The sequence below is a fragment of the Streptomyces sp. NBC_01520 genome (genome assembly GCF_045040375.1).
In the GTDB taxonomy this organism is placed as follows: domain Bacteria; phylum Actinomycetota; class Actinomycetes; order Streptomycetales; family Streptomycetaceae; genus Streptomyces.
In genome coordinates, this window is the sequence record NZ_CP109404.1 from 5,674,925 (window position 1) to 5,701,779 (window position 26,855).

Consider the following 26,855-nt stretch of genomic DNA (forward strand, 5'->3'; position numbering starts at 1 on the left):
TTATCTCCCGACATGGGTCCACGAACCCTCAGGAGCACCTCCGTTGGCCGCCATCGCACGCTGGTGTCTCAGGCACCGCCTCGCCGCCGTCCTCATCTGGCTGCTCGCCCTCGGCGGCGCCGCCACCGCGGCGGGCTTCGCGGGTTCCGCGTACTCCAACGACTACGAGGTGCCCGGCACCGAGTCGGGGCGTGCGGGTGCGCTCCTCCGGGAGGGGTTCACGGACCTCGGCGGTGACACCGACACGGTGGTCTGGCACACCGAGGGCCCCACCGTCCGCGCCACCGACGTCGAACGCACGATGACCCGGACACTGGAGGCCGTCGAGGCCCTGCCCGGCGTCGGGGACGTCACCAGCCCCTACGGCCCGGCCGGCAACGGCCGGATCAGCGCGGACAGCCGCACCGCGTACGCCACGATCACCTTCGACCACCGGGCCGACGAGATCCCGAAGGAGCAGGCACAGGCCGTCGTCGACACCGCGAAGGCGGCCGGGAGCGACGGGCTCCAGGTCGAGCTCGGCGGCACCGCAGTAGCCCTGACCGAAGCACCGGCCCTCCACCTCAGTGAGGCCGTCGGGGTCGTCGTCGCCGCCCTCGTCCTCTTCCTCGCCTTCGGCTCGCTCGCCGCGAGCCTGCTGCCAGTCGCCATCGCCCTCGTCTCCGTCGGGACGGCGTACGCGGGCATCGTGCTGCTCGGCCACGTCATGACGGTCGCCGACTTCGCGCCGATGCTGGGCATGCTGATCGGGCTCGGCGTCGGCATCGACTACGCGCTGTTCATCGTCACCCGGCACCGCACAGGACTGCGCCGCGGCCTGTCCGTCACCGAGGCCGCGCAGAACGCCGTCGTGACGACGGGGCGCGCCGTCGTCTTCGCCGGAGCCACCGTCTGCGTCGCCCTGCTGGGCATGCTGGTCCTGCGGCTCGGTTTCCTCAACGGCGTCGCGATCGCCGCCTCCCTCACCGTGGTGCTGACCGTCGCCGCCTCCGTGACCCTGCTGCCGGCCCTGCTCTCCTTCATCGGCACGCGGGCGCTGAGCCGGCGTGAGCGCAGGCAGCTCGCCGAACACGGGCCGTCGCCCGAACGGATCACCGGCTTCGCCGCCCGCTGGTCCGGGTTCGTCGAACGGCACCCCAAGCTGCTCGGTGCGGTCGCCGCCGCAGTCATGGCGGTCCTTGCCCTGCCGGCCCTCGGTCTGCACCTGGGCACCTCCGACCAGGGCAACAACCCCGCCACGGCGACCACCCGGCAGGCGTACGACCTGCTGGCCGACGGGTTCGGTCCCGGCGTCAACGGGCCGCTGACGATCGCCGCCCACCTCGACGGGGCCGACGACCGGCTCGCCCTGGACGGTCTGCCCGGACTGCTCCGGACCACCGACGGCGTCTCCTCCGTGAGCCCGGTGGCGTACAGCAACAGCGGCGACACGGCGTTCGTCACCGTCGTCCCCGAGTCCGCGCCGCAGTCGCAGCGCACCAGCGAACTCGTCGACCGGCTGCGCGACGACGTACTGCCGCCGCTCCAGGACCACACGTCCCTCCAGGTCCATGTGGGCGGCGTGACCGCGAGCTACGACGACTTCGCCGAGATCATCATCGGCAAGCTCCCGCTCTTCGTCGGGGTCGTCATCGGCTTCGGCTGCCTGCTCCTGCTGCTGGCCTTCCGTTCCCTCGCGATCCCGCTGAAGGCCGCCGTGATGAACGTGGCCGCCGTCGCCGCCTCGTTCGGAGTCGTCGTCGCGGTCTTCCAGTGGGGCTGGGGCAGTGAGCTGCTGGGGCTCGGCAGCGCGGGCCCGATCGAGCCCTTCCTCCCGGTGATCATGGTGTCCGTCCTCTTCGGGCTCTCGATGGACTACCAGGTCTTCCTGGTCGGCCGGATGTACGAGGAGTGGCTGGAGACCGGGGACAACCGCAGATCCGTCCGGGTCGGCCTCGCCGAGACCGGTCGGGTGATCAACTCCGCGGCCGTCATCATGATCTCCGTCTTCCTCGCCTTCGTACTCAGCGGAGACCGCGTCATCGCCATGTTCGGCATCGCGCTGGCCGCCGCCGTCGCACTCGACGCCTTCGTCCTGCGCACCCTGCTGGTACCGGCCCTGATGCACCTGCTCGGCGGCGCGAACTGGTGGCTGCCCGCCCGGCTGGACCGCCTGCTCCCACGCATCAGCATCGAGCCGCCCGACCGCGCCGTGCCGCATGCGAAGATCCCCGGGGAGCGCGCCGACGACCAGGACCGGCTCGTCGCTCAGCGCACCCACTGAGACCGAGGAGAAGTATCTGTGTTCGCGGTGTCCCTGGGCGACGACGGGGCGCAGCTGCGCCCGCTCGAACCCTGGCAGGCGGAGGAGTTCCTGGCGCACATGGACCGGGCGCGCGGCCTGGTCGACCCGTGGATCCCGTTCGCCGCGGCTGCGACGGACCTCGATTCCGCGCGGTCACTCCTCCAGCGGTACGCGGACAAGCAGGCGGCCGACACCGGCCGGCTCCACGGAATCTGGCTGGACGGCACGCTCGTCGGGGGCGTCCTGTTCCGGATCTTCGACGCGGGGACCGGGAACTGCGAGATCGGCTGCTGGCTGGAGCCCGCGGGGGAGGGCCGTGGGCTGGTGAACCGGGCGTCGCGCAAGCTGATCGACTGGGCCGTCGACGTGCGGGGGATGCACCGGGTGGAGTGGATCGCCTCCGCCGCCAACACCCGCAGCGTCGCGGCGGCCGAGCGTCTGGGGATGACGCGCGACGGCGTACTGCGCGAGTCCTGCCTCTACCGGGGAGTGCGGCACGACCAGGAGATCTGGTCGGTACTGGCCTCCGAATGGCGTGCCGGGCGGGACTGAAGGGCGCGGCGCGTTAAGAAGGTTCTCATCCGGGCCCCCTAGCGTGCGGCGCATGAAGACCACCCCCTCCAAGACCACCTCCGCCGTCGACGACGACCGCGAGGAGAAGTCGGCAGCGGACGAGAGCGCCGTCGCGGACCTGACGAAGACGGAGCCCGACGCCGCCGCCGCCCCCGACAACACCCCCGACGCCGCGTCCGACGATGCCGTAGGACATGCGGACGCGGAGGACGACGACGACCTGGAGACCGACCCCTACGCCGAGGCGGAAGCCGCGGCGTCCGCCGGGGCCGGTGGCGGAGCCGCGGCCGTCGTCGCCGCCGCGCTCGGCGTCATCTCCCTCTCGGGCAGCTGGACCGGCCGGGTCGCCGCCGAGCGCGAGACCCTGATCGGCCAGATCAAGACCTCGGGCGGCGGCAGCGCAGCCCAGCAGATCTCCGAGATCTACGCCGACGGCTGGCACACCACCGCCCTCGTCGGCGGACTGTTCGCACTTCTGGCCCTGCTGGTCGGCGCCTTCGTCCTGGTCCGTCCCGCCTTCGGTCCCCCCGCCGCGGACCCGCAGCCGGGCTGGATCCGCTCCGTGGCCCTCGCGGGCGTCGCGCTCGGCGTGCTCGGCATCCTCATCTCCGTAGGGATGTACTTCGACCTCGTCGTCGGCCTGCCCGTCGCCGCCGGATGACGCGGCCGTTCCCTAAGGCATCCACGACCGGGGTCTAAGGCCCCCGCGCCGCGGAGATGCGGCAGCCGCCCGATGCGGCGGCAACCCCTGGCGGACGAGAGTGGGGGCACGGCGAACAGCCCGTGCCCCCGCTTTCGTCACCAGGGAGAAGAGATGTACGAGTACGAGATGCACCGCCTCGGCGCCACCGAGCTGATCCGGCTGGCTGACGAACAGCGCACCGTCCGCCAGGCCGTCCTCGCCCGCCGGGCCGCCCGCCGCTCGGCCTCCCGTGCCGGACGGGACGACACCGAAGGGCGGGTGAGCGGCGACCCGGACCGGTTCGCGCACGCCGCGTGACGATGGACGTCCGCGCTCCTGCCGCCACCACGGTGTCGGACCCGTGTGCGATGCTCGGCGACGTGGAGACCAACACCGTCAGCCCCGTGTTCGTCGGCCGAGCCGGTGAACTGGCCTCGCTCACCGACGCGCTCGCCCGTGCCTCGGCAGGGGAACCGCAGGCACTGCTCATCGGCGGCGAGGCAGGGGTCGGCAAGACCCGGCTCGTCGAGGAGTTCCTCAAGGCGGCCTGCCGTCGCGAAGCCGTCGTGGCCGTCGGAGGCTGTGTGGAGATCGGGGCCGACGGCCTGCCCTACGCCCCGTTCTCCACGGCGCTGCGCGCCCTGCGCCACGCCCTGCCCGAAGAACTGGCCGAGGCCCTCGCCGGACAGGAGGGCGAACTGGCCCGGCTGCTCCCCGAGCTGGGCGAGGCGGACCGGGCGGCGAACGACGAACACGGCACCGCCCGCCTCTTCGAACTCGCCGCCCGGCTGCTGGAGCGCATGTCCGCCGCCCGTACGGTCGTCCTCGTCCTGGAGGACCTGCACTGGGCCGACGCCTCCACCCGGCACCTTCTCGCCTACCTCTTCCGTACCCTGCGCGACGGCCGCCTCGTCGTCGTCGGGACGTACCGTGCCGACGACGTCCACCGTCGGCACCCGCTGCGCCCCCTCCTGGCCGAGCTGGACCGGCTCCGCACGGTGCGCCGCATCGAGCTCGACCGCTTCAGCCGCTCGGAGGTCGGCCGGCAGCTCACCGGCATCCTCGCCGTGACTCCCGAGGCCGCGCTCGTCGACGAGATCTTCGAACGCTCCGACGGCAACGCCTTCTTCGTCGAGGAGCTCGCCCGCAGCGTGGAGTGCTGCGGCGACAGCTCCCGGCTCTCCGACTCGCTGCGCGACCTCCTCCTCGTACGTGTCGAGGCGCTGCCCGAGAACGCCCAGCGGATCGCCAGGATCGTCGCCGAGGGCGGCTCCACCGTCGAACACCCGCTCCTGGCCGCCGTCGCCGGGCTCACCGAGGACGACCTCGACGAAGCGCTGCGGGCCGCGGTCGGCGCCAACCTCCTGCTGCCGGCCTCCGATTCCGACGGGTACCGTTTCCGGCACTCCCTGGTCCGTGAGGCCGTCAGTGATGACCTGCTGCCCGGCGAACGCACCCGCCTCAACCGGCGCTACGCCGAAGCGCTGGAGGCCGACCCGTCCCTCGTACGCGCCGGCGAACGCGCCGCCCGGCTCGCGAGCTACTGGTACGCCGCGCGCGACGCCGCCAAAGCCCTCCCGGCAGTCCTCGGCGCATCGGTCGAGGCCCGCCGCCGCTACGCCCACTCCGAGCAACTGCGCCTGCTGGAAAGGGCCATGGAGCTCTGGGACGACGTACCGGAAGAGGTCCGTGCCACCCTGCGCCCGCTGGACTACGCCGAGGTCTACCCGGGCTGCGGCCGCGACCCGGGGACGGCGCCGCTGCGCTACCTCGACCTGATGGCCGAGGCCACCGTCGCCGCCCGCTTCGGCGGCGACCGCGAACGGGCCCTGGCCATCGCCAAGAAGGCCCTGCGCGTCCTGGACGGCGACGCCGACCCGCTGCGCGCCGCGTGGTTCTGGGTGCAGCGCTCCCTGCTCACGCAGAACCTCACCCGGGGCGACGGATGGCAGGAGCTGGCCACGGCCCAGGAGCTGGTGCGCGGCCTGAGCCCGTCCTCGGTGCACGCCGACGTGCTGACCAACGTCGCGAGCTGGGGCGCCCTGCACCGGCCCGGCCCGGAGACACTGGCCGCGGCCGACCGCGCCGTGGAGTACGCCCGCCTCGTCGGCGACGAGTACACCGAGCTGCACGCCCGGCTCACCCGCGGCTGGCTCACCATCGACGCGGGCGGGGTCGAGGAAGGGCTCGCCGAGATGTACGCCGTCCGCGACCGGGCCGACGAGCTGCACCTGGTGGGAGTGACGAGCCGCGCCAGCATCAACCTGCCGTCCTCGCTGGAGTCCACCGGCCGCTCCCTGGAAGCCGTGGCCGCCGCCGACCATGGCATCCGGGTCTGCCACAGCCACGGCGTCCCCGACTCCGAGGCCTGGGTCCGGGCCAACCAGGCACAGTCCTACTTCTCGCTGGGGCACTGGGACGAGAGCCGGGCGGCCATCGACGCGGCGGCGCTCCTCGCACAGTCCCTCAAGTCCCAGGGACTCGTCGCCTCACGCCGCACCGAGCTGGCACTCGCCCGCGGTGACGTCGGCGAGGCCGAGGAGCAACTGGCGCTGAGCCGACGCTATTTCGGCCAGCACGATCCGCAGCCCCAGCATCTGATCAGCCCCGTCCGGTACGCCATGACACTGGCCGCCCAGCAGGGCCGGCTCCCCGAGGCGCGGGCCGCGTTCGAGGCGCACCCCGAGGAGGCCTTCCCGCCGGGGACCCAGCGCTACGCCCTGCCGCTGCTGTACGTGGCCGCGGCGGTCGAGGCCGACGCGCGCGGACTGCCCGTCATGGAACCGGGGCGGCCCGCGGTCCTCGCCCGGATCCGGAGCCATCTCAAGCGGCTGCCGACACTCGTGCCCGTATGGGCCGCCCACGGTCTGCTGATCGAGGCGGAACTGGCCCGGGCGGAGGGGACGGACACCCCGGAGGACTGGGCCCGCGTGGCTGTGGCCTTCACGCCGCTGCAGCGGCCGTACGAACTGGCGCAGGTCCGCCACCGCTGGGCGGAAGCGATACTCGCCGCGTCCGGTGACCGGGGTGCGGCCGCGGGGCTCCTGCGTGAGGCGCACGCGGTGGCGGAGCGGCTCGGGGCGCGACCGCTCGCCGAGAGCGTCGAACTGCTGGCCGGGCGGGCGCGGATCGCGCTCGCCGGGGCGGGTTCCGAGGGCTCCAGGGGGGCCGTGGATCCTGCCGGGGAGGAGGACGAGCCGGATCCCGGGCCCGCGGTGGACGCGATCGAGTCGTTCGGGCTGACATCACGGGAGCAGGAGGTGCACCGGCTGGTGGCGGCGGGGTACACCAACCGCCGGATCGCGGAGGAGCTGTACATCTCGCCGAAGACCGCGAGCGTGCACGTCTCCAACATCCTGGCCAAGCTGGGCGTCTCCAGCCGGGGCGAGGCGGCCGCACTCGCACATCGGTTCCGGTTGTACGCGGTGGGGTGAACGGGGGTTCGTCCTCGGGCCGGACGGGGGCGGGGCTCGGGCTGCGGTGGGGTGTCCTCAATCGTCGGACGGGCTTGATTCGGCCGGTGTGTGGTGTTCTCGGTCGCCGGACGGGCTTGATTTCGCCGGTGTGGGGTGTTCTCGGTCGTCGGGCGGGGTTGATTCGGTCCGTGTCGGGTGGCGGAGGGTCACCTTGCCCGACGTGAGGTCTATCGGGCCCCTCGCCGGGTCGCCGATGCCCAGGTCGACCCGGCTCAGTTCCAGCCGCTTCTGCTCCTCGGCCGTGTGCTTGCGGCCGGGCGCGAACAGTTCCTCGAAGAAGTTGAACACCGGCGCGCTCCCTCCGACAGGCCGCCCCGGCGCGCTACCGCACCTTCAGCAGCAGGATCCGGTCGTCCCCCGAATCGGGGGTGCCACGTCCGTCCGTGTTGCTCGTGACCACCCACAGCTTGTCACCGCCCGCGGTGACCACGGTCCGCAGCCGGCCGTACTTCCCCTCCAGGAACGCCTGGGGTGGTGCGAGAGGTTCCTCGGCCGCCGTACCCGACAACGGGATCCGCCACAGCCGCTCGCCGCGCAGCCCCGCCATCCAGATCGAACCCTCCGCGAACGCGATGCCGCTCGGGGACGCCTCCGAGGTCTTCCACTGGGCGACCGGGTCGACGTAACCGGACTCACCCTTCTCGCCCTCGACCTCGGGCCAGCCGTAGTTCTTCCCCGGCTCGATCCTGTTCAGCTCGTCCCAGGTGTCCTGGCCGAACTCGGCCGCCCAGAGCCGCTTGTCCCCGTCCCAGGCCATTCCCTGCACATTGCGGTGCCCGTACGAGTACACGACTGAGTCCGCCTCGGGGTTGCCGTGCACCGGCTCGCCGTCCGGCGTCATCCGCAGGATTTTGCCGGCCAGTGAGGACTTGTCCTGGGCGAGGCCCGTGTCGCCCGTCTCGCCGGTGCCCGCGTACAGCATCCGGTCGGGGCCGAACGCGATCCGGCCGCCGTTGTGGACGGAACCCTTCGGAATGCCCCGCAGGATCGTGTCCGGGGCGCCCAGCTGCTGCCCGGCCGGCTTCTCCTCGTCGTACTGCAGGCGGGCGATGCGGTTGTCCGAGGCCGTGGTGAAGTACACGTACACCAGATGGTCCGCGCCGAACGTCGGCGCGACCGCGAGGCCGAGCAGACCGCCCTCACCGGCCGGTGCGACGCCGGGCACGGAGCCCAGCAGTGTCTTCCTGCCGCTCTTCCCGTCGATCCGGCTGATCGTCGCCCCGTCGCGCGAGGCCACCAGCAGATCACCGCCCGGCAGCGCCGCCAGCCCCCAGGGGGACGCCAGGCCCTCCGTGAGCGTCGACACGACATCCACCGAGCCCTTCGCCGGCGGCAGGTCGGCCACCGGGCTCGACGAGGCCGCAGGCGTGGACGAGGCACTCGCCGGAGGAGAGGACGCGTCCTTCCCGCCGGCCGCCGAGCCGTCCGACGAGCAGGCGGACGACAGCAGCAGTGCGGCCGACGCGAACGCGGCCACCATCCCCTTGCGCACCGCAGGAGTTTGCACAGCACCGATCCTTTCGACGGTGAGCATGACCACCGTTCATACACCGCCGCTCCGCCGCGGGTTCCGATCTCCGCCAATTCTCCCGCCGCGCGATCAGTCCCACGACCCGCGGGCCCGCGGCAGCCCGGCGATCTCCGCCAGATCCCCGTCCGTGAGCACCACGGCCGCCGCACCCGCGTTCTCCACGGCCCACCGCTCCTGCTTCGCACCCGGCACCGGCACCACATGGCGGCCCTGCCGCAGCACCCACGCCAGTGCCACCTGCGCCGGAGTCGCGCCGTGCCGCTCCGCGATCCGCCGCAGACCCGCGACCACCGGCTGATTGGCCGCCATCATCTCCGCGGTGAAGCGCGGGTGCCTGGCCCGCGCATCGTCCGGTTCGAAGCCCTGGCCGGGCTTCAGCGTCCCCGTCAGGTAGCCGCTCCCGAGCGGCGTCGCGGCCAGCACACCCACACCCCGCGCCACACACCACGGCAGCAGGTCCTCCAGAGCCTCCGGCGCCCACACGGAGAGCTCCGCCTGGACCGCGCTCACGGGAAAGACCTGCTGCACACGCTCCAACTGCCGGATCGTTCCGTCATGCATCCGCGCCCCCGGCCGCCGCCCGGCGCGCGCACCCACCGCGCTCAGCCCCAGGGCCCGCACCTTGCCCGCCGCGACCAGGCCCGCCATCGCGCCCCAGGTCTCCTCCACCGGCACCTCCGGGTCGGCCCGGTGCAGCAGGTACAGATCGATCACATCGGTCTGCAGCCGCCGCAGCGAGGCGTCGCAGGCCCGGCGTACGTATCCGGGCCGCCCGTTGGCCACGACGTGCTGATCGCCGACCAGCAGACCGCACTTGGTCGAGAGGAACGCCTGCGACCTGCGTCCCCTGAGGGCCCGCCCGATCAACAGCTCATTGGTGAACGGGCCGTACATGTCGGCCGTGTCGAGCAGTTGGACGCCCGCGTCCAGTGCGGCGTGCACCGTCCGCAGCGAGCGGTCACCACGCTGTTGCGACGTGCTGTAGGCCCAGCTCATCGGCATACAGCCCAGCCCCACCGCGCCCACGGCGAGCGCCGCCGAGCCGATCGTCCTGCGCTCCAACTCCCCGAACCCTCCCTCGGTCCCGCCGTCACGGGACCACACGGCCCCCAAAGTAGCCTCTGCCGCCCCGCGCCCTTCGCATAGCCTCCTGACCATGACTTCCACACGGACTCCGACGCCCTCGACCGACGTCTGGCTGCCGATCGCCGCCGAAGAGATAGAGGGACTCCCCGAGGGTCTCAACTACCGATTCTGGGACGGCGGCCGGGACTACCCCGCGGACCCCGCGAACTGCGCCTTCTACGTGGTTCCGTACATGAAGGGCGCGGAGGTCGCGGTCCGTCCGCTCAAGGCCATGAGCGCGGTCCGGGTCGTGCAGACGCTCTCCGCCGGCATCGACCACGTGGAGCCGGGGCTCGGCCTGCTGCCCGCCGGGGTGCGGCTCTGCAACGCCAAGGGGGTGCACGAGGCGTCCACCGCCGAACTGACGCTCGCCCTGATCCTCGCCTCGCTGCGCGGGTTCCCCGGCTTCGTGCACGGCCAGGACAAGGAGGAGTGGCGGTCCGGTTTCTACCCGGCGCTCGCCGACAAGTCCGTCCTCATCGTGGGCTACGGATCGATCGGCGCGGCCATCGAGGACCGGCTCGAACCCTTCGAGTGCGCGCGGGTGGTGCGCGTCGCACGCTCCGCACGGGCAACCGGGCGCGGTCCCGTGCACGCACTCGACGAACTGCCCGCCCTGCTCCCCGCGGCGGACGTCGTCATCCTGTCCACCCCGCTGAACCCGTCCACACAAGGGCTGGTGGATGCGGGCTTCCTTGCCGCGATGCGGGACGGCGCACTCCTCGTGAACGTCGCACGGGGGCCGGTGGTGGACACCGCGGCGCTGCTCGCCGAGCTCGAATCCGGGCGTCTGCGGGCCGCACTCGACGTCACCGACCCGGAACCCCTGCCCGCGGGCCACCCCCTCTGGCATGCTCCCCACGTCCTCATCACACCCCATGTGGGCGGCAGCACCTCGGCGTTCCTGCCACGCGCCAAGCGGCTGCTCGCCGCACAGCTCACCCGGTTCGCAGCTGGACAGCCTGTCGACAACCTCGTACTCACGACCGATTGAACACGCCGCGCATCGGTCCGACTGCGCACCGTACCCACAACCCCCCTGGTGGTCACGGAGCGTAGAGAAACTATGTCGCTGAGTGACGACTCTGGTGTATCGTCCGGAGGGGGGCTGCGTCGTGGCAGGGACGGCGTCGAGGAGGAAGCGGAACGCGAGGGGGCGACGGACGATGTGCGGCCAGTGGACAGACGATCCGGTGCGGCGCGGCGGACAGGGGCGGCCGGTGGCGCCGAGGGCACCCGGCCCGACCCGGGGGGCTCTGCGGTGAGCGCCCTCGGGGCCCTGCTCTGCCGACCGGCCCACCGGAGCGCGGGCCTGCGCTCCCAACTGCTCCTCGCCGCCATCTGCGCGGGGTACGCGGTAGGGGCCGCCACCGGCTGGGGCTCGCCCGGACTGGCCCTGTTCATGGGCGACTTCGGACTCAGCGTCGCCGCTCTCGTCGCCGCCGTGTCGTGCTTCCTCTACGCCCGCACGAGCGGCATCCGGTTCCGGCCCGCATGGCTGCTCTTCTCGCTCTCCTCCGCCATGGCCGCCGGAGGCAACGCGGTCTGGGGGTGGTACGAGGTGGTGCTGGGCCGCCCCGTGCCCTCCCCGTCCCTCGCCGACCTCTTCTTCCTCTGCTTCGCGCCGCCCGCCATCGTCGGGCTGCTCGTACTCGCCAAACGGCCCGTGACCCGGGCCGGCTGGGTCTGCCTGGTGCTCGACGCCTGGCTGATCGGCGGGTCCCTGCTGACGCTCTCCTGGAGCCTCGCACTCGCCCACACCGCTCACGTCGCCAACGCCGAGGGCGAGAGCGTGGCCCGGGCGGCGCTCTCGCTCGCCTACCCGCTCCTCGACATCGTGCTGGTCTCCATGGTGCTCGCCCTGCACTTCCGGCGGGTCAACGTGAACCGCTCCGCGGTGAACACCGCCATCGCCGGGCTCGCCCTGACCGTGCTGTGCGACGCCCTGTTCATCTCACCGCTGCTGCGCTCCGCCTACAGCTCCGGACAGCTGCTGGACGCCGGCTGGTTCGCCGGCTCGCTGCTCCTGGCGTACGCGCCCTGGGGCGCCCGCAGCGTCGAGGACAACGCTGTCGCGCCCGGCCGCGAGCCACGCACCACCAGCCGCCCGATCGCCGGTTCCCTGGCCGCGCTCACGCCGTACCTGGCCGCCGCCGTCTGCACCCTCGGCATCCTCTACAACGTGGTCGAGGGCCGCGCGGTCGACCGGGTCGTCGTCCTCACCGGCTGCGCGGTCGTGCTCGCCCTGGTCGTCCGCCAGGCCATCATGCTCCTCGACAACATCGCCCTCACCCAGGAACTGGCACAGAAGGAGAACCACTTCCGCTCCCTGGTGCAGGGATCCAGCGACGTCATCATGATCGCCGCGCCCACCGGCGTCCTCCGCTACGTGAGCCCCGCCGCCGGTGGCGTCTACGGGCGCGAGGCCGAGGACCTCGTCGGGACCGAGCTGGCGTCGATCATCCACCCCGAGGACCTCGGGGGAGTCGTCCACGAGGTGCGGCGGTTCCTCGCCGCCCCGTCCCGCGAGGAGCCCACCACCCGGTTCGAGTGCCGCTTCCGGTCGGGCACCGGCGACTGGCTCCACGTCGAGTCCACCGTCAACCGCCACCAGGGCGGCCTGCTGCTCAACAGCCGCGACGTGACCGAACGGGTCAGGCTGCAGGCCCAGCTGCAGCACAACGCGGAGCACGACCCGCTCACCGACCTGCCCAACCGTGCCCTGTTCACGGCCCGGGTCGGCAAGGCCCTCGGCCGGCGGGCCGGTGATCCGGGCACGGCCGTCCTCTTCATCGACCTCGACGGCTTCAAGGCCGTCAACGACTCCATCGGCCATCAGGCGGGCGACGAGCTCCTCATCCAGGCCGCGCGCCGCCTCCACGAGTCCGTCCGCGCCTCGGACACCGCGGCACGCCTCGGGGGCGACGAATTCGCCGCGCTCATCGTCGGCGACGGCACCCGCGACCAGGCCGCCAGGGAGTGCCAGGTCCACGAGATCGCCGACCGGCTGCGTCTCACGCTCTCGCAGCCGTACCGGATCGGCGCCGGCGAGGTGCGGGTGGCCGCCTCCATCGGCGTCGCCTTCGCCGAGCCCTCCATCACGCCCAAGGACCTCATGCGCAACGCCGACCTCGCGATGTACCGCGCGAAGGCCGGCGGCAAGGACCGGGTCGAGCTGTACGCCCCCCAGATGCAGGCCGAGGTGGTGCGACGCTCCGAGCGCGCCGCCCGGCTCCGCACCGCTCTGCGCGAGGGTGAGTTCGCCCTGCTGCACCAGCCCGTCGTCCATCTGGCCAGCGGCACCGTGGCGGCCGTCGCCGCCCAGGCGCGCTGGCGCTCCACCCAGGGCATCCTGTTCACCCCCGCCGAATTCCTCCGGGTCGCCGACGGTGGCGACCGTGCCGCCGAGCTCGGCAGCTGGCTGCTGGAGGAGGCCGTCGAGCAGGCCGCCGAGCGGGCCAGGGCCGGACTCCAGGTCCCGGTCTCCGTCCGGGTGCCGGCCGGCCGGCTCCTGGACCGGACCCCGCCCTTCGGCTCCGTCGAGGCACTCCTCACCCGGCACGGACTGCCCTCCGGCGCCCTGATGATCGAGGTGTCCGACAGCGACCCGAGAGTCTCCTTCGACGAGCTCGAACAACGGCTGGTCGCGCTGCGCAGGCTCGGCGTCCGGATCGCGCTCGACGGCTTCGGCAGCGGATACGCCGCGATCAACGCCCTGCGCCGGCTCCCCATCGACGTACTGAAGCTGGACCGTGGCCTGGTCGAGGGCATCGTCGAGTCCGCGCGGCTGCACAAGATCACCAGCGGGCTGCTGCGGATCGCCTGCGACCTCGGCGTGCAGTCCGTGGCCGACGGGGTCGACGTACCCGAGCAGCTGCGCGCGCTGCGGGCCATGGGGTGCACGCACGGGCAGGGCATGGCCTTCGCCGGACCGCTCGACGAGTACCGGCTGCGGCGCACCCTGATCCGTGGGAAGTACCCCGTCCCGAGCGGCTGCCCGGCTGCTCAGCCCGTGCTCGCGGGCGGCTCGATCCCGCTCCAGAGCCGTTCACATAATGAGACCCCCGTCCCACCCACTTGACACCGCACGCGTGCCGGAGAGAGGGTCAATGCCATGCGCACCCGAATTCTCGTACTTGGAAAGCGCGTCGGCTGAAGCAGGGTCACTCATGGACACCCTGCAGACCGCACCGGCGCGCTCCCCTCGCTTGCCTCACGGCACGAGGGGTTTTTTGTTGCACCGGCGCCACCCAAAACCCCACAAACACCCCGCATAAACCCTCAGCTTCGAGAAGAGAATGCCGATGACCGAGCAGGCCACCGGGGCCCAGCACCCGCAGCCGCGGGCCCGTAACGGCGGACCGTCCTCCGCCTCCGTTGAGCACCTCACGGGCGCGCAGTCCCTCATCCGCTCTCTCGAGGAAGTCGGGGCCGACACCGTATTCGGCCTCCCTGGCGGTTGCATCCTTCCGGCGTACGACCCGCTGATGGACTCCACCCGGGTCCGTCACATCCTGGTCCGCCACGAGCAGGGTGCCGGTCACGCGGCCACGGGGTACGCGCAGGCCACCGGCAAGGTCGGTGTCTGCATGGTCACCTCGGGCCCCGGTGCCACCAACCTGGTCACCCCGATCGCCGACGCGGCCATGGATTCTGTGCCCCTCGTCGCGATCACCGGCCAGGTGGCCTCCGCGGCCATCGGCACCGACGCCTTCCAGGAAGCCGACATCTGCGGCATCACCATGCCGATCACGAAGCACAACTTCCTGGTCACCCGCGCCGAGGACATCGCGCACACCATCGCCGAGGCCTTCCACATCGCCTCCACCGGCCGCCCGGGACCGGTCCTCGTCGACATCGCCAAGGACGCGCTGCAGGCGAAGACGACCTTCAGCTGGCCGCCGTCGATGGACCTGCCCGGCTACCGCCCGGTCACCAAGCCGCACGCCAAGCAGATCCGCGAGGCCGCCAAGCTCATCACCCAGGCCAAGCGCCCGGTGCTGTACGTCGGCGGCGGCGTCATGAAGGCCGGTGCCACCGCGGAGCTGAAGGTCCTGGCAGAGCTCACCGGAGCGCCCGTCACCACCACCCTGATGGCGCTCGGCTCCTTCCCCGACAGCCACCCGCTGCACGTGGGAATGCCCGGCATGCACGGTTCGGTCACCGCCGTCACCGCGCTGCAGAAGGCCGACCTGATCGTCGCGCTCGGGGCCAGGTTCGACGACCGCGTCACCGGCAAGCTGGACAGTTTCGCGCCGTACGCCAAGATCGTGCACGCCGACATCGACCCCGCCGAGATCGGGAAGAACCGCGCCGCCGACGTGCCGATCGTCGGTGACGCCCGCGAGGTCATCGCCGACCTCGTCCAGGCGGTCCAGGCCGAGCACACCGAGGGCCACACCGGCGACTACGACGCCTGGTGGAAGGACCTCAACCGGTGGCGCGAGACCTATCCGGTCGGCTACGACCTGCCGGAGGACGGCAGCCTCTCGCCGCAGCAGGTCATCGAGCGCATCGGTGAACTCGCCCCCGAGGGCACGATCTTCGCCGCGGGCGTCGGCCAGCACCAGATGTGGGCCTCGCACTTCATCAACTACGAGCAGCCCTCCACCTGGCTGAACTCCGGCGGCGCCGGGACGATGGGGTACGCGGTCCCGGCCGCGATGGGAGCCAAGGCCGGCATGCCGGACCGCGCGGTCTGGGCGATCGACGGCGACGGCTGCTTCCAGATGACCAATCAGGAACTCACCACCTGCGCGCTCAACAACATCCCGATCAAGGTCGCGATCATCAACAACGGCGCGCTCGGGATGGTCCGCCAGTGGCAGACCCTGTTCTACAACCAGCGGTACTCCAACACCGTGCTGCACTCCGGCGCCGACACGGACGGCATCCCGGCCAAGGGCACCCGGGTGCCGGACTTCGTCAAGCTGTCCGAGGCCATGGGCTGCCACGCGATCCGCTGCGAGGACCCGGCCGACCTGGACAAGGTCATCGCCGAGGCCAACGCGATCAACGACCGCCCGGTCGTCGTCGACTTCATCGTCCACGAGGACGCCATGGTGTGGCCGATGGTCGCCGCCGGCACCTCCAACGACGAGGTCATGGCAGCCCGCGGTGTCCGCCCCGACTTCGGCGACAACGAAGACTGAGAGACAGAGAGAGACAGACTCATGTCCAGCAAGCACACCCTCTCCGTCCTGGTCGAGAACAAGCCAGGTGTCCTCGCCCGGATCACGGCCCTGTTCTCCCGGCGCGGCTTCAACATCGACTCGCTCGCGGTCGGTACCACCGAGCACCCCGACATCTCCCGCATCACCATCGTCGTGAATGTCGAGGGCCTGCCCCTCGAACAGGTGACCAAGCAGCTCAACAAGCTGGTCAACGTCCTGAAGATCGTCGAACTCGAGCCGTCCGCTGCGATCCAGCGGGAACTCGTCCTGGTGAAGGTCCGCGCCGACAACGAGACCCGCTCCCAGATCGTCGAGATCGTCCAGCTGTTCCGCGCCAAGACCGTGGACGTCTCCCCGGAGGCCGTCACGATCGAGGCCACCGGAGGTGCCGACAAGCTGGAGGCCATGCTCAAGATGCTGGAGCAGTTCGGCATCAAGGAGCTCGTCCAGTCCGGCACGATCGCCATAGGGCGCGGAGCGCGCTCGATCACCGACCGTTCTCTGCGCGCGCTCGACCGCTCGGCGTAATCATCCCGGGCGGCACCGGGGCCTGATCCGCCGGACGGGCCCCGACCGCTCGCATCGCGAGACCCGACAACGTTTCTGACGCACCCCGCCGTACGGTGGGACGCAACACCTGCACACCAAGGAGAAGACCCAGTGGCCGAGCTGTTCTACGACGACGATGCCGACCTGTCCATCATCCAGGGCCGCAAGGTCGCGGTCATCGGATACGGCAGCCAGGGCCACGCCCACGCGCTGTCGCTGCGCGACTCGGGTGTCGACGTCCGAGTCGGTCTGCACGAGGGCTCCAAGTCCAAGGCCAAGGCCGAGGAGCAGGGCCTGCGCGTGGTGACCCCCGCCGAGGCGTCCGCCGAGGCCGACGTCATCATGATCCTCGTCCCGGACCCGATCCAGGCCCAGGTCTACGAGGAGTCCATCAAGGACAACCTCAAGGACGGCGACGCGCTGTTCTTCGGCCACGGCCTGAACATCCGCTTCGACTTCATCAAGCCGCCGGCCAACGTCGACGTCTGCATGGTCGCCCCGAAGGGCCCGGGCCACCTCGTCCGCCGCCAGTACGAGGAGGGCCGCGGCGTCCCGTGCATCGTGGCCGTCGAGCAGGACGCCACCGGCAAGGGCCTGGAGCTCGCCCTCAGCTACGCGAAGGGCATCGGCGGCACGCGCGCCGGCGTCATCAAGACGACCTTCACCGAGGAGACCGAGACCGACCTGTTCGGTGAGCAGGCCGTCCTCTGCGGTGGCACCGCCGCCCTGGTCAAGGCCGGCTTCGAGACGCTGACCGAGGCCGGTTACCAGCCGGAGATCGCGTACTTCGAGTGCCTGCACGAGCTGAAGCTCATCGTCGACCTCATGTACGAGGGCGGCCTGGAGAAGATGCGCTGGTCCATCTCGGAGACCGCCGAGTGGGGCGACTACGTCACCGGCCCGCGCATCATCACGGACGCCACCAAGGCCGAGATGAAGAAGGTCCTCACCGAGATCCAGGACGGCACCTTCGCCAACGCCTGGATGGCCGAGTACCACAACGGTCTGCCCAAGTACAACGAGTACAAGAAGGCCGACAGCGACCACCTGCTGGAGACCACCGGCAAGGAACTGCGCAAGCTCATGAGCTGGGTCGACAACGACGACGCCTGAGTCCTGCCGGGGGCGGGTCCGCACGGACCCGCCCCCGGGCCGGCTCACCCCCGTGTCACTGCGGGGAGGGGCGGTGGCAGGAACGGTGCCGTACGTTCGTACAAGCCGTCCGCCTCGTGCGGGTGATCCTTCCACCGGAGCGCGGAATGCGTCCGGTCGCATGACTACACTGCTCAACACATATACGCGTCAGGGCCCACAGTGTCGTGCGTCTCCACGCGGCTAGCCCCTCCACCGCCTGCGGCCGTCGGGACGGCCGTCCGCACTGGACTTGTGAGGACACACGTGAGCTCGAAACCTGTCGTACTCATCGCTGAAGAGCTGTCGCCCGCCACGGTCGACGCTCTGGGTCCGGATTTCGAGATCCGGCACTGCAACGGCGCGGACCGCGCCGCACTCCTCCCCGCGATCGCCGATGCCGACGCGATCCTGGTGCGCTCCGCCACCAAGGTCGACGCCGAGGCCATCGCCGCCGCGAAGAAGCTCCGGGTCGTCGCCCGGGCCGGAGTCGGTCTGGACAACGTCGACGTCTCCTCGGCCACCAAGGCCGGTGTGATGGTCGTCAACGCGCCGACTTCCAACATCGTCACGGCCGCCGAGCTCGCCTGCGGCCTGCTCGTCGCCACCGCGCGCAACATCCCGCAGGCCAACACCGCCCTGAAGAACGGCGAGTGGAAGCGTTCCAAGTACACGGGTGTGGAGCTCAGCGAGAAGACCCTCGGCGTCGTCGGTCTCGGCCGCATCGGCGTGCTGGTCGCCCAGCGCATGTCCGCCTTCGGCATGAAGATCGTCGCGTACGACCCCTACGTGCAGCCCGCGCGCGCCGCGCAGATGGGCGTCAAGCTCCTCTCGCTGGACGAGCTGCTCGAGGTCTCCGACTTCATCACGGTGCACCTCCCCAAGACGCCCGAGACGCTGGGCCTGATCGGCGACGAGGCGCTGCACAAGGTGAAGCCCTCCGTGCGGATCGTCAACGCCGCACGCGGCGGCATCGTCGACGAGGAGGCGCTCGCCTCCGCCCTCAAGGAGGGCCGGGTCGCCGGAGCCGGTCTGGACGTGTACACCAAGGAGCCCTGCACGGACTCCCCGCTGTTCCAGTTCGACCAGGTCGTCTGCACCCCGCACCTCGGTGCCTCCACCGACGAGGCGCAGGAGAAGGCGGGCATCGCGGTCGCCAAGTCCGTCCGCCTCGCGCTCGCCGGTGAGCTCGTGCCCGACGCGGTCAACGTCCAGGGCGGTGTCATCGCCGAGGACGTACGTCCCGGACTGCCGCTCGCCGAGAAGCTCGGCCGTATCTTCACCGCGCTCGCGGGCGAGGTCGCGGCCCGCCTCGACGTCGAGGTCTACGGCGAGATCACCCAGCACGACGTGAAGGTGCTCGAACTCTCCGCGCTCAAGGGCGTGTTCGAGGACGTCGTCGACGAGACCGTGTCGTACGTCAACGCCCCGCTGTTCGCGCAGGAGCGCGGTGTCGAGGTCCGCCTCACCACCAGCTCCGAGTCGCCGGACCACCGCAACGTGGTGACCGTCCGCGGCACGCTGTCCAGCGGCGAGGAGGTCGCGGTCTCCGGCACGCTGGCCGGCCCCAAGAACCTCCAGAAGATCGTCGGCATCGGCGAGCATGACGTGGACCTGGCGCTCGCCGACCACATGGTCGTCCTGCGGTACGAGGACCGTCCGGGCGTCGTGGGCGCCGTCGGCAAGATCCTCGGTGAGGCCGGGCTGAACATCGCGGGCATGCAGGTCTCGCGGCAGGACGCGGGCGGCGAGGCGCTCGTCGTCCTCACCGTCGACGACACCATCCCGCAGTCGGTCCTGACCGAGATCGCCGAGGAGATCGGCGCCGCCTCGGCCCGTTCGGTGAACCTCACCGCCTGATCCACCGCCGTACGGCGACCGCACCCGGCAGGCAGACATCCGTCCGCCTGCCGGGTGCGCCGCTGTCCGGGGACCGGCGGACGGGCCGCAGGCGCGGGCCGGGTGCCGCGATAGGGTCGGCCTCCGGTATTGGGGGGACGACGGCCGACGGAGGGCTGGACGGTGGAGACCGGTGCGATTCTCATCGCGTTGATCGGCGTCTGCGGAACGCTGGCGGCGACCTGGCTGGCCCAGCGCAGCGCGGACCGCGTGAAGCGGCGGGAGCTGGAGCACGCCGAGCGGCAGCGCCGGGCCGAACACGAGGAACGCTCCCGGGAGGCGGTGCTCGAAGCACGCCGGTCCGGTTACGTGGTGCTGAACACCACGGCCCGCCGATACCTCACCGCCCTGCGGGACCGGGTCCACGCGCTGCGGCGCGGTACCTGGCCGGAGGAGGGCGCGGACGAGGTGGAGGAGTGCCGTACCGCCTACCTGGAGTCGTACGCGGAAGCCCAGATGATCGTCCCGGACACGCTGCTCGACGTCGCCCGGCGGGCCAACGCGGCGCTGAGCCGTACGTACGGACTGCTCAAGGCGGAGCAGAGCGGAACGGCGGGGGAGGGCGGGTCGCTGGACGCCGTAGGCGCCGGGACCGACGAGGCGCGGGATCTGCTCCATGAGCTGCGTGAGGCGATGCGGAGGGATCTGCGCGTCACCGACAGCACGGCTCCGGCCGTCCGGGAGCCCGGCGCCTGAGCGAACGCCCGCGCAGGGTCACCGCGCAGCAGGGCCTGGGTGCGCGCGGTCCCACATCAGGCCGTGGGTGCGTGCCGCCTCACAGACGAGCAGCCTTCAGCGCCATGTGCAGCAGCAGCCGGTCCTCGCCGTCGTTCAGGTCGAGCCCGGTGAGCTGCTGGACCCTTGTCAGCCGGTAGTAGAGCGTCTGGCGGTGGATGCCCAGCTCCGCCGCCGCCCGGCTCGCCTGGCCCGCGCAGTCGAGGAACACCTCGGCGGTGCGGGCCAGTTCCGTGTGCGGCTGGGTCAGCAGGGTGCGGACCGTGTGGTCGGGGGCGGTGCCCAAGTGCCGGGGCAGTGCGGCCAGCAGCCGGTACGGGCCGATGGCGGGCCAGCCGGCGACCGGTCCGAAGCGGGATTCGGCGGCGGCGGCACGGGCGGCGGACCGGGCCTCGTGCCAGGACACGGCCAGCTCCGCCAAGCCCCGGCGGGCGACCGCGATCCCGGCCGTGGCGTCGGGCGCCGCGGTCGCGCGCAGCCGGTCCGCGGCCGTCGTCGCCGGGTCCAGGACGTCGGGGGAGCGCAGCCGGACGAGCGCGGCGAGCGACGCCGCACCGGCTCCCGTCCCCACTCCCGTCGCGGTGACCATGGCGAGGGCCGCCGTCGACGGCACCGTACGTACCGACGGGGTCTCCCCCGGCCACGGGGTCACGCACACCACCGTGTGCAGCCCCTCCGCGTCCGGGCCGAGGGCCTCGCTCAGGGCGGCCACGGCCATGTCGTGCTGCCGGCCCCGCCCCGCGGCGAGCGCCGCGCCGAACTCCCGGGACAGGTCCGCGCCCGCCCGCGCCTCGTCGGCGAGGAGCGCCCCGATCCGGGCCGCGACCTCCATCGCCGCCGCCAGCTGTCCCTCGGTGGGCGCCGGATCCCGGTCGAGCAGCCACACGTACCCGAGGACGACACCCCGATGGCGTACCGGAAGGCAGATCCGGCCGCGGAACACCCCCGCCTCCGGAGCGGCCGGGATATGGACCGGTCCGGTCGCGCGGGTGATGCCGAAACCTTCGAACCAGGCGCGGACGGCCGGGGTGGACCGCCGGGTGAGGATCGAGCGCGTGCGGACGGGGTCCATGGCCGTGTCGTCGTCGCTGTCATGGGCCCCGAAGGCGACCAGGCCGAAATCCCGGTCCTCCAGGGTGGCAGGGGCGCCGAGCAGCGCGGAGATCTCGTCGACCAGCTCCTGGTAATCGCCCTTCACCCGGTCATTCTCGCACCCCTTCAGACAAATGTCTGAGGTGGCGGCCACAGATGCGTGACAGGTGTCGATGGCACACGATCGGATGGATCCTTAGATTTCACGGTGGTTCTCCGTGCCGTCCCGGTCTGTTCAGATGCATACCGATACGGCCCTCCTTCGTGCTTTCCGTCCCTCCGTGGAGGTGCCCCGTGCTGGGTCCCGTGATTCTCGCCGCGTCCCGCAGCGACAAGATGCGACGTTTCGTCTCGGCCGCCCCGGGCACCAAGCAGGTCGTCGACCGGTTCATCGCCGGTGAGACGGTCGACCAGGTCATCCGGATCGTCCAGGACTCGGCCGACCAGGACCTCGAGGTCACCCTGGACGTCGTGGGTGAGGACATCACCACCCCCGAGCAGGCCGCCGCCGCCCGTGACGCCTACCTGGAACTGATCGACCGCCTCAAGGACCTCGGCCTCGGTACCGGTGCCGAGATGTCGGTCAAGCTGTCGATGTTCGGCCAGTCCCTCGATGACGGCCACGAGCTGGCGCTCGCCAACATCCGCCCGGTCGTCGAGGCCGCCGCCGCGATCGGCACCACGGTCACGCTGGACGCCGAGGACCACACCACCCTCGACTCGATGTTCGCCATCCACGAGGAACTGCGGAAGGACTTCCCGCAGACCGGCTGTGTGATCCAGGCCTACCTGTTCCGCACCGAGGACGACGCCCGCCGCCTCGCCGCCATGGGCAGCCGGGTCCGCCTCGTGAAGGGCGCGTACAAGGAGCCCGCCTCCGTCGCGTACCAGCAGAAGCCGGAGATCGACAAGGCGTTCGTCCGGATCCTGAAGATCCTGATGCTGGGCGAGGGCTACCCGATGATCGGCTCCCACGACCCGCGCCTCATCGCCATCGGCCAGGAGCTCGCCCGCCAGGCCGGGCGCAAGCTGGACGAGTACGAGTTCCAGATGCTGTACGGCATCCGCAGCGACGAGCAGATCCGGCTCGCGGCCGAGGGCCACCGGATGCGCGTCTACACGGCGTACGGCACCGACTGGTACGGCTACTTCATGCGCCGCCTCGCGGAGAAGCCGGCCAACCTGCTGTTCTTCGCCCGCTCCGTCCTCACCAAGGGCTGAACCAAGGGCTGAGCCAAGAGCTGAGCCAAGAGCTGAACCAAGGGCGGACCCGCCCGGCCGACCACCCACCCCAACCAAGGAGACAAGGCACTCATGGACGCTGTGACCCAGGTCCCCGCGCCGGTCAACGAGCCGGTCCACTCCTACGCCCCGGGTTCCCCCGAGCGGGCCCGCCTGGAGGCGAAGCTCAAGGAGCTCGCCGAGAACCCGATCGACCTGCCGATGACCATCGGCGGCGAGAAGCGGATGGGTGGCGGCGAGCGCTTCGACGTCGTACAGCCGCACAACCACAAGGCCGTCATCGGTACGTTCGCCGGTGCCACGGAGCAGGACGCGCAGGACGCGATCGACGCCGCCCTCGCCGCCGCCCCGGCCTGGCGCGCGATGTCCTTCGACGACCGCGCCGCGATCATCCTGCGCGCCGCCGAGCTGCTGGCCGGCCCCTGGCGCGAGACGCTGGCCGCGTCCACGATGCTCGGACAGTCGAAGACCGCCCAGCAGGCCGAGATCGACTGTCCCTGCGAACTCGTCGACTTCTGGCGCTTCAACGTGCACTACGCCCGCCAGATCCTCGCCGAGCAGCCCCCGGCGAACTCTCCCGGCGTGTGGAACCGCATGGACCACCGCCCGCTCGAGGGCTTCGTCTACGCGATCACGCCCTTCAACTTCACCGCCATCGCGGGCAACCTGCCGACCGCGCCCGCCCTCATGGGCAACGTCGTGGTGTGGAAGCCGTCCCCGACGCAGACCCACGCCGCCGTGCTGCTGATGCGGCTCCTGGAGGAGGCGGGTCTGCCCAAGGGCGTCATCAACCTGGTCACGGGCGACGGCAAGGCCGTCTCCGAGGTGGCGCTGAACCACCGCGACCTGGCCGGCATCCACTTCACCGGCTCGACCCCCACCTTCCAGCACCTGTGGAAGACGGTCGGCAACAACATCGCCAACTACCGCACCTACCCGCGGCTCGTCGGCGAGACCGGTGGCAAGGACTTCGTCGTCGCGCACCCCAGTGCCGACCGTGCCGTCCTGAAGACCGCGCTGACCCGTGGCTCGTTCGAGTACCAGGGCCAGAAGTGCTCCGCGTCCTCCCGGGCGTACGTCCCCGCCTCCATCTGGAACTCCGGTTTCAAGGAGGAGTTCGCGGCCGAGGTCGACTCCATCACCCAGGGTGACGTCACCGACCTGTCGCACTTCATCGGCGCCGTCATCGACGAGCGCTCGTTCGCGAAGAACAAGGCCGCGATCGACCGCGCCCAGGCCGACCCGTCCTGCACGATCGTCGCCGGCGGTACGTACGACGACTCCGTCGGCTACTTCGTCCGCCCGACCGTCATCGTGTGCGACGACCCGGCCAACGAGGTCTTCACCACCGAGTACTTCGGCCCGATCCTCGCCGTCCACGTCTACGAGGACGAGAAGTACGACGCCATGCTGGAGCAGATGGAGTCGGTCTCCGACTACGCGCTGACCGGCGCCGTCATCTCCAACGACCGTGCGGCGGCCGCGTACACGATGGACAAGCTCCGCTACGCCGCGGGCAACTTCTACATCAACGACAAGTCGACCGGTGCCGTCGTCGGCCAGCAGCCCTTCGGCGGCGGCCGTGCCTCGGGCACCAACGACAAGGCGGGCGCCCCGCAGAACCTGCAGCGCTGGACACTGACCCGCGCCATCAAGGAGACGCTGGTCCCGCCGACCGACTACACCTACCCCCACCAGGGCTGACGCCCTCCGGGGCGCCCACCGCGGCGCCCCGCCCCGCACTCCGCCTCCCGACCGGCCCCCCTGCCGGCCGGGGGGCGGCTTCCATTTCCGGGCTCCCCGTCGCACGCAGGGCAAGAAGCCCCGGACGCCGTGGATCAGCCCTTCACGGTGAAGCCCGCCCGCAGCAGGACGTCGTCGCGCGAGGACGGACCGACGAGCAGCTCGAAGTCACCCGGCTCCACGACCCGGTGGCCCTCGGCGTCCACGAGCGTGCACGCCTCGACGGGCAGCTCCACCAGCACCTCGCGCGCCTCACCCGGGGCGAGCGTCACCTGCCGGTACGCCTTCAGCTCCTTCTCGGCCCACGTCACGGACGTCACCGTGTCGCTGATGTACACCTGAACGGTCTCCCGCACCGGCCGGGCGCCGGTGTTGTGGACGGTGACGCGCGCGCGGACCGTGTCGGCAGGCCCGACGGCCGTCGTCAGCACCTCCAGGTCCGCGTACCTGACCGTCGTGTAGCTCAGACCCTCGCCGAACACGAACGCCGGACGCTGGGTGAGGTCCGCGTACCGGGTGCCGTGCTGGCCACGGATCTGGTTGTAGTACGTCGGCTGCTGCCCCGCGTGCCGGGCGAAGGAGACCGGCAGCCGGCCCGACGGCTCGACCAGCCCGAGCAGCACCTCGGCCACCGCCCGGCCGCCCTCCATCCCCGGGTTGAAGGCGTGCACGATCGCCGCGGCGCCGAGCGCGGACGGCGGCAGGACCAGCGGCTTGGAGCTGATCACCACCACGACGAGCGGCTTGCCCGTCGCGGCCAGCGCGTCGAGCAACGCGACCTGGTCACCGACGAGTTCCAGGGTCGCGGTGGAGCGCCCCTCGCCGACGAGCTCGATGCGGTCGCCCACGACGGCGACGACGTAGTCGGCGGCCTCGGCCGCGGCGACCGCCACACCGATCAGCGCCTCGTCGGGCTCCGCCGGTACGACGACCTCGGGGCGCGGCTGCCCGTCGGGGAAGAACTCCCCCTCCGGGTCGGGCCCCACGGTGAGGATCCCGGCACCCCGCGCGTACGAAACGGTCCAGTCGGCCGGGGCGTGTGCGCGGAAGCCGTCGAGCACCGTACGGATCATGGCGCGCGGGTGGCCGTCCGGCAGCCAGTCCGCCTGGCCCGAGGCACCGGCCCAGTCTCCCAGCTGGGTCTGCGCGTCGTCGGCGTTGGGCCCGACGACGGCGACCGTACGCGGAGCCGTTCCCGCACCGGCGACGGCCCGCCCGTCCCGGCCCGCCACGAGCCCGCCGGCCAGCGGCAGGGTGCCGTCGTTGGTGAGCAGGACCAGCGAACGGCGGGCGGCCTCCAGATTCAGCACGGCGTGCCCCGCGCTGCCGATGACCTCGGCCTGCCGCGCCGCGTCGGGGTGGCGCGGATTCTCGAACAGGCCCAGCTCGAACTTCAGCGTCAGGACGCGCCGGACCGCCGCGTCGATCTCCGCCTCGTCGAGGGTGCCCCGCTCGACGGCCTGCTGCGCCCCCTCGAAGAACTTCGGCGTCGTCATCACCATGTCGTTGCCCGCGCGGACCGCCGCGGCGGCGGCCTGGGTGTAGTCGGCGTAGATCTGCTGCTCCCACACCATGCGGCCGACGTTGTCCCAGTCCGTGACCAGGGTGCCGGTGTAGCCCCACTCGCCGCGCAGCACCTCGTTCAGCAGCCAGTTGTTCACCGTGACGGGTACGCCGTCCATGGACTGGTAGCCGAGCATGAACGTACGGCAGCCCTCGCGGGCGACCCGCTCGAACGGGGGGAGGAACCAGGAGCGCAGCTTGCGCCGCGAGATGTCCGCCTCGCTCGCGTCACGGCCGCCCTGCGTCTCGGAGTAGCCCGCGAAGTGCTTGGCACACGCCAGGACCGCCGTCGGGTCGGCCAGGCCGTCGCCCTGGTAGCCGCGGACCATCGCCGAGGCGAGCTCGCCGATCAGGAACGGGTCCTCGCCGAACGTCTCGCTGATCCGGCCCCAGCGCAGATCACGGGTGATGCACAGGACCGGGGAGAACGTCCAGTGGACACCGGTCGCCGCGACCTCGACGGCCGTCGCCCTCGCGATGCGCTCCAGGAGCTCCGGGTCCCAGGTGGCGGCCATCCCGAGCTGAGTGGGGTAGATCGTCGCCCCCTCCCAGAAGGAGTGGCCGTGGATGCAGTCCTCCGCGACCAGCAGCGGGATGCGCAGACGCGTCTCCCCGGTGACCGCCGCGGCTTCGAGGACGCGCTCGGGCGAGGCGTGCAGGATCGAACCCACGTGCAGGTCCTCGATGAGGTGCCGTACCCCGTCCTTGGCGTTCAGCTGGAGCATCTGGCCGGTCTTCTCGGCCAGGGTCATACGGCCGAGGAGGTCCTCGACCCGGTCGGCGACGGGCAGCGCGGGGTCGAGATAGGGCAGGGAGGGGGCCACGGGGGGTCCTTTCACGACACGGTTCGGGTCCACCTTAGGGTCAATGCCGACCACCTGGTAGGTATCTTTCGCGGGAAGTGGATCCGGTGTGCGAATCTGATCGGTGACGACGGCCGGACCGGCAGACGAACAGCCGGCCGGGCCTCGGCAGCGGCGGACTGCGTGACTTCGACCGCCGACTGCCGACAGCCGCCCGCCGGACCTCGACAGCCGACAGGACACGGGAGAGTGGC

At 71.5% G+C, this 26,855-nt stretch carries 19 protein-coding genes; 14 read left to right on the forward strand and 5 right to left on the reverse strand.

Annotation, left to right across the window (positions count from 1 at the left end; genetic code table 11):
• Window positions 1-43 precede the first annotated feature (43 nt).
• The 5 genes from OG524_RS25950 (at window position 44) to OG524_RS25970 (ending at window position 6,973) form a co-directional block, all read left to right on the forward strand.
• Window positions 44-2,263, forward strand: coding sequence for an MMPL family transporter (locus OG524_RS25950; RefSeq protein WP_405811755.1), 2,220 nt, complete (start codon window positions 44-46; stop codon window positions 2,261-2,263).
• An 18-nt stretch (window positions 2,264-2,281) separates the two neighbouring features.
• Window positions 2,282-2,836: a GNAT family N-acetyltransferase gene (locus tag OG524_RS25955; RefSeq protein WP_405388461.1), complete on the forward strand. Its 555-nt coding sequence runs from the start codon at window positions 2,282-2,284 to the stop codon at window positions 2,834-2,836.
• A gap of 52 nt (window positions 2,837-2,888) precedes the next feature.
• Window positions 2,889-3,518 (forward strand): hypothetical protein, encoded by a 630-nt coding sequence (locus OG524_RS25960; protein ID WP_405388460.1) that lies wholly within the window; start codon window positions 2,889-2,891, stop codon window positions 3,516-3,518.
• Between the two features lie 153 nt (window positions 3,519-3,671).
• Window positions 3,672-3,857 (forward strand): hypothetical protein, encoded by a 186-nt coding sequence (locus OG524_RS25965; RefSeq protein WP_405388458.1) that lies wholly within the window; start codon window positions 3,672-3,674, stop codon window positions 3,855-3,857.
• A gap of 2 nt (window positions 3,858-3,859) precedes the next feature.
• The gene (locus OG524_RS25970) at window positions 3,860-6,973 is read left to right on the forward strand and encodes an AAA family ATPase (RefSeq protein ID WP_405812503.1); all 3,114 of its coding nucleotides are present in this window, start codon (window positions 3,860-3,862) and stop codon (window positions 6,971-6,973) included.
• 57 nt (window positions 6,974-7,030) lie between these two features.
• Here OG524_RS25970 and OG524_RS25975 read toward each other — a convergent pair whose 3' ends face one another.
• The 3 genes from OG524_RS25975 to OG524_RS25985 form a co-directional block, all read right to left on the reverse strand.
• Complete coding sequence (locus OG524_RS25975; protein ID WP_405388457.1) at window positions 7,031-7,303, reverse strand: DUF6191 domain-containing protein; 273 nt, start codon at window positions 7,301-7,303, stop codon at window positions 7,031-7,033.
• Window positions 7,304-7,337: 34 nt separating this feature from the next.
• Complete coding sequence (locus OG524_RS25980; RefSeq protein ID WP_405393093.1) at window positions 7,338-8,495, reverse strand: PQQ-dependent sugar dehydrogenase; 1,158 nt, start codon at window positions 8,493-8,495, stop codon at window positions 7,338-7,340.
• 120 nt (window positions 8,496-8,615) lie between these two features.
• On the reverse strand, window positions 8,616-9,572 hold the full coding sequence (locus OG524_RS25985) for an aldo/keto reductase (RefSeq protein ID WP_405393092.1): 957 nt from the start codon (window positions 9,570-9,572) through the stop codon (window positions 8,616-8,618).
• A gap of 130 nt (window positions 9,573-9,702) precedes the next feature.
• On the opposite strand from OG524_RS25985, the gene OG524_RS25990 reads away from it, so the two are divergent.
• The 7 genes from OG524_RS25990 to OG524_RS26020 all read left to right on the forward strand — a co-directional run bounded on the left by OG524_RS25990 (window position 9,703) and on the right by OG524_RS26020 (window position 20,119).
• Complete coding sequence (locus tag OG524_RS25990; RefSeq protein ID WP_405388456.1) at window positions 9,703-10,665, forward strand: 2-hydroxyacid dehydrogenase; 963 nt, start codon at window positions 9,703-9,705, stop codon at window positions 10,663-10,665.
• Between the two features lie 267 nt (window positions 10,666-10,932).
• The gene (locus OG524_RS25995; RefSeq protein ID WP_405388455.1) at window positions 10,933-13,752 is read left to right on the forward strand and encodes a putative bifunctional diguanylate cyclase/phosphodiesterase; all 2,820 of its coding nucleotides are present in this window, start codon (window positions 10,933-10,935) and stop codon (window positions 13,750-13,752) included.
• A 217-nt stretch (window positions 13,753-13,969) separates the two neighbouring features.
• Complete coding sequence (locus OG524_RS26000; protein ID WP_405388453.1) at window positions 13,970-15,823, forward strand: acetolactate synthase large subunit; 1,854 nt, start codon at window positions 13,970-13,972, stop codon at window positions 15,821-15,823.
• A 21-nt stretch (window positions 15,824-15,844) separates the two neighbouring features.
• The gene (gene ilvN, locus OG524_RS26005) at window positions 15,845-16,372 is read left to right on the forward strand and encodes an acetolactate synthase small subunit (protein ID WP_385490368.1); all 528 of its coding nucleotides are present in this window, start codon (window positions 15,845-15,847) and stop codon (window positions 16,370-16,372) included.
• A gap of 132 nt (window positions 16,373-16,504) precedes the next feature.
• Window positions 16,505-17,506, forward strand: a complete 1,002-nt coding sequence (gene ilvC, locus OG524_RS26010) for a ketol-acid reductoisomerase (protein ID WP_405388451.1) — start codon at window positions 16,505-16,507, stop codon at window positions 17,504-17,506.
• Window positions 17,507-17,791: 285 nt separating this feature from the next.
• Window positions 17,792-19,384 (forward strand): phosphoglycerate dehydrogenase, encoded by a 1,593-nt coding sequence (serA, locus tag OG524_RS26015; RefSeq protein ID WP_405388450.1) that lies wholly within the window; start codon window positions 17,792-17,794, stop codon window positions 19,382-19,384.
• A gap of 162 nt (window positions 19,385-19,546) precedes the next feature.
• Window positions 19,547-20,119: a hypothetical protein gene (locus tag OG524_RS26020; protein ID WP_405811756.1), complete on the forward strand. Its 573-nt coding sequence runs from the start codon at window positions 19,547-19,549 to the stop codon at window positions 20,117-20,119.
• A gap of 79 nt (window positions 20,120-20,198) precedes the next feature.
• Here OG524_RS26020 and OG524_RS26025 read toward each other — a convergent pair whose 3' ends face one another.
• Window positions 20,199-21,356 (reverse strand): PucR family transcriptional regulator, encoded by a 1,158-nt coding sequence (locus OG524_RS26025; protein ID WP_405811757.1) that lies wholly within the window; start codon window positions 21,354-21,356, stop codon window positions 20,199-20,201.
• A 188-nt stretch (window positions 21,357-21,544) separates the two neighbouring features.
• Between OG524_RS26025 and OG524_RS26030 the strand changes: the two genes are divergently transcribed.
• Together OG524_RS26030 and pruA are read left to right on the forward strand one after the other, a co-directional pair.
• The gene (locus OG524_RS26030; RefSeq protein ID WP_405388445.1) at window positions 21,545-22,471 is read left to right on the forward strand and encodes a proline dehydrogenase family protein; all 927 of its coding nucleotides are present in this window, start codon (window positions 21,545-21,547) and stop codon (window positions 22,469-22,471) included.
• 93 nt (window positions 22,472-22,564) lie between these two features.
• The gene (gene pruA / locus OG524_RS26035) at window positions 22,565-24,196 is read left to right on the forward strand and encodes an L-glutamate gamma-semialdehyde dehydrogenase (protein ID WP_405388444.1); all 1,632 of its coding nucleotides are present in this window, start codon (window positions 22,565-22,567) and stop codon (window positions 24,194-24,196) included.
• Window positions 24,197-24,330: 134 nt separating this feature from the next.
• Here the strand turns inward: pruA and OG524_RS26040 are convergent, their stop codons facing one another.
• A complete protein-coding gene (locus tag OG524_RS26040; RefSeq protein WP_405811758.1) occupies window positions 24,331-26,622 on the reverse strand; it encodes a glycoside hydrolase family 3 N-terminal domain-containing protein in 2,292 nt (763 codons plus the stop codon).
• Between the last annotated feature and the right edge of the window lie 233 nt (window positions 26,623-26,855).

What these genes read in the sequence shown, in the direction of transcription:
- OG524_RS25960 (WP_405388460.1), top strand. Translation starts at nt 2,889, where the DNA reads ATGAAGACCACCCCCTCCAAGACCACCTCCGCCGTCGACGACGACCGC.
- OG524_RS25965 (WP_405388458.1), top strand. Translation starts at nt 3,672, where the DNA reads ATGTACGAGTACGAGATGCACCGCCTCGGCGCCACCGAGCTGATCCGG.
- OG524_RS25970 (WP_405812503.1), top strand. Translation starts at nt 3,860, where the DNA reads ATGGACGTCCGCGCTCCTGCCGCCACCACGGTGTCGGACCCGTGTGCG.
- OG524_RS25980 (WP_405393093.1), bottom strand. Translation starts at nt 8,495, where the DNA reads ATGGTGGCCGCGTTCGCGTCGGCCGCACTGCTGCTGTCGTCCGCCTGC.
- OG524_RS25990 (WP_405388456.1), top strand. Translation starts at nt 9,703, where the DNA reads ATGACTTCCACACGGACTCCGACGCCCTCGACCGACGTCTGGCTGCCG.
- OG524_RS26000 (WP_405388453.1), top strand. Translation starts at nt 13,970, where the DNA reads ATGCCGATGACCGAGCAGGCCACCGGGGCCCAGCACCCGCAGCCGCGG.
- ilvN (WP_385490368.1), top strand. Translation starts at nt 15,845, where the DNA reads ATGTCCAGCAAGCACACCCTCTCCGTCCTGGTCGAGAACAAGCCAGGT.
- pruA (WP_405388444.1), top strand. Translation starts at nt 22,565, where the DNA reads ATGGACGCTGTGACCCAGGTCCCCGCGCCGGTCAACGAGCCGGTCCAC.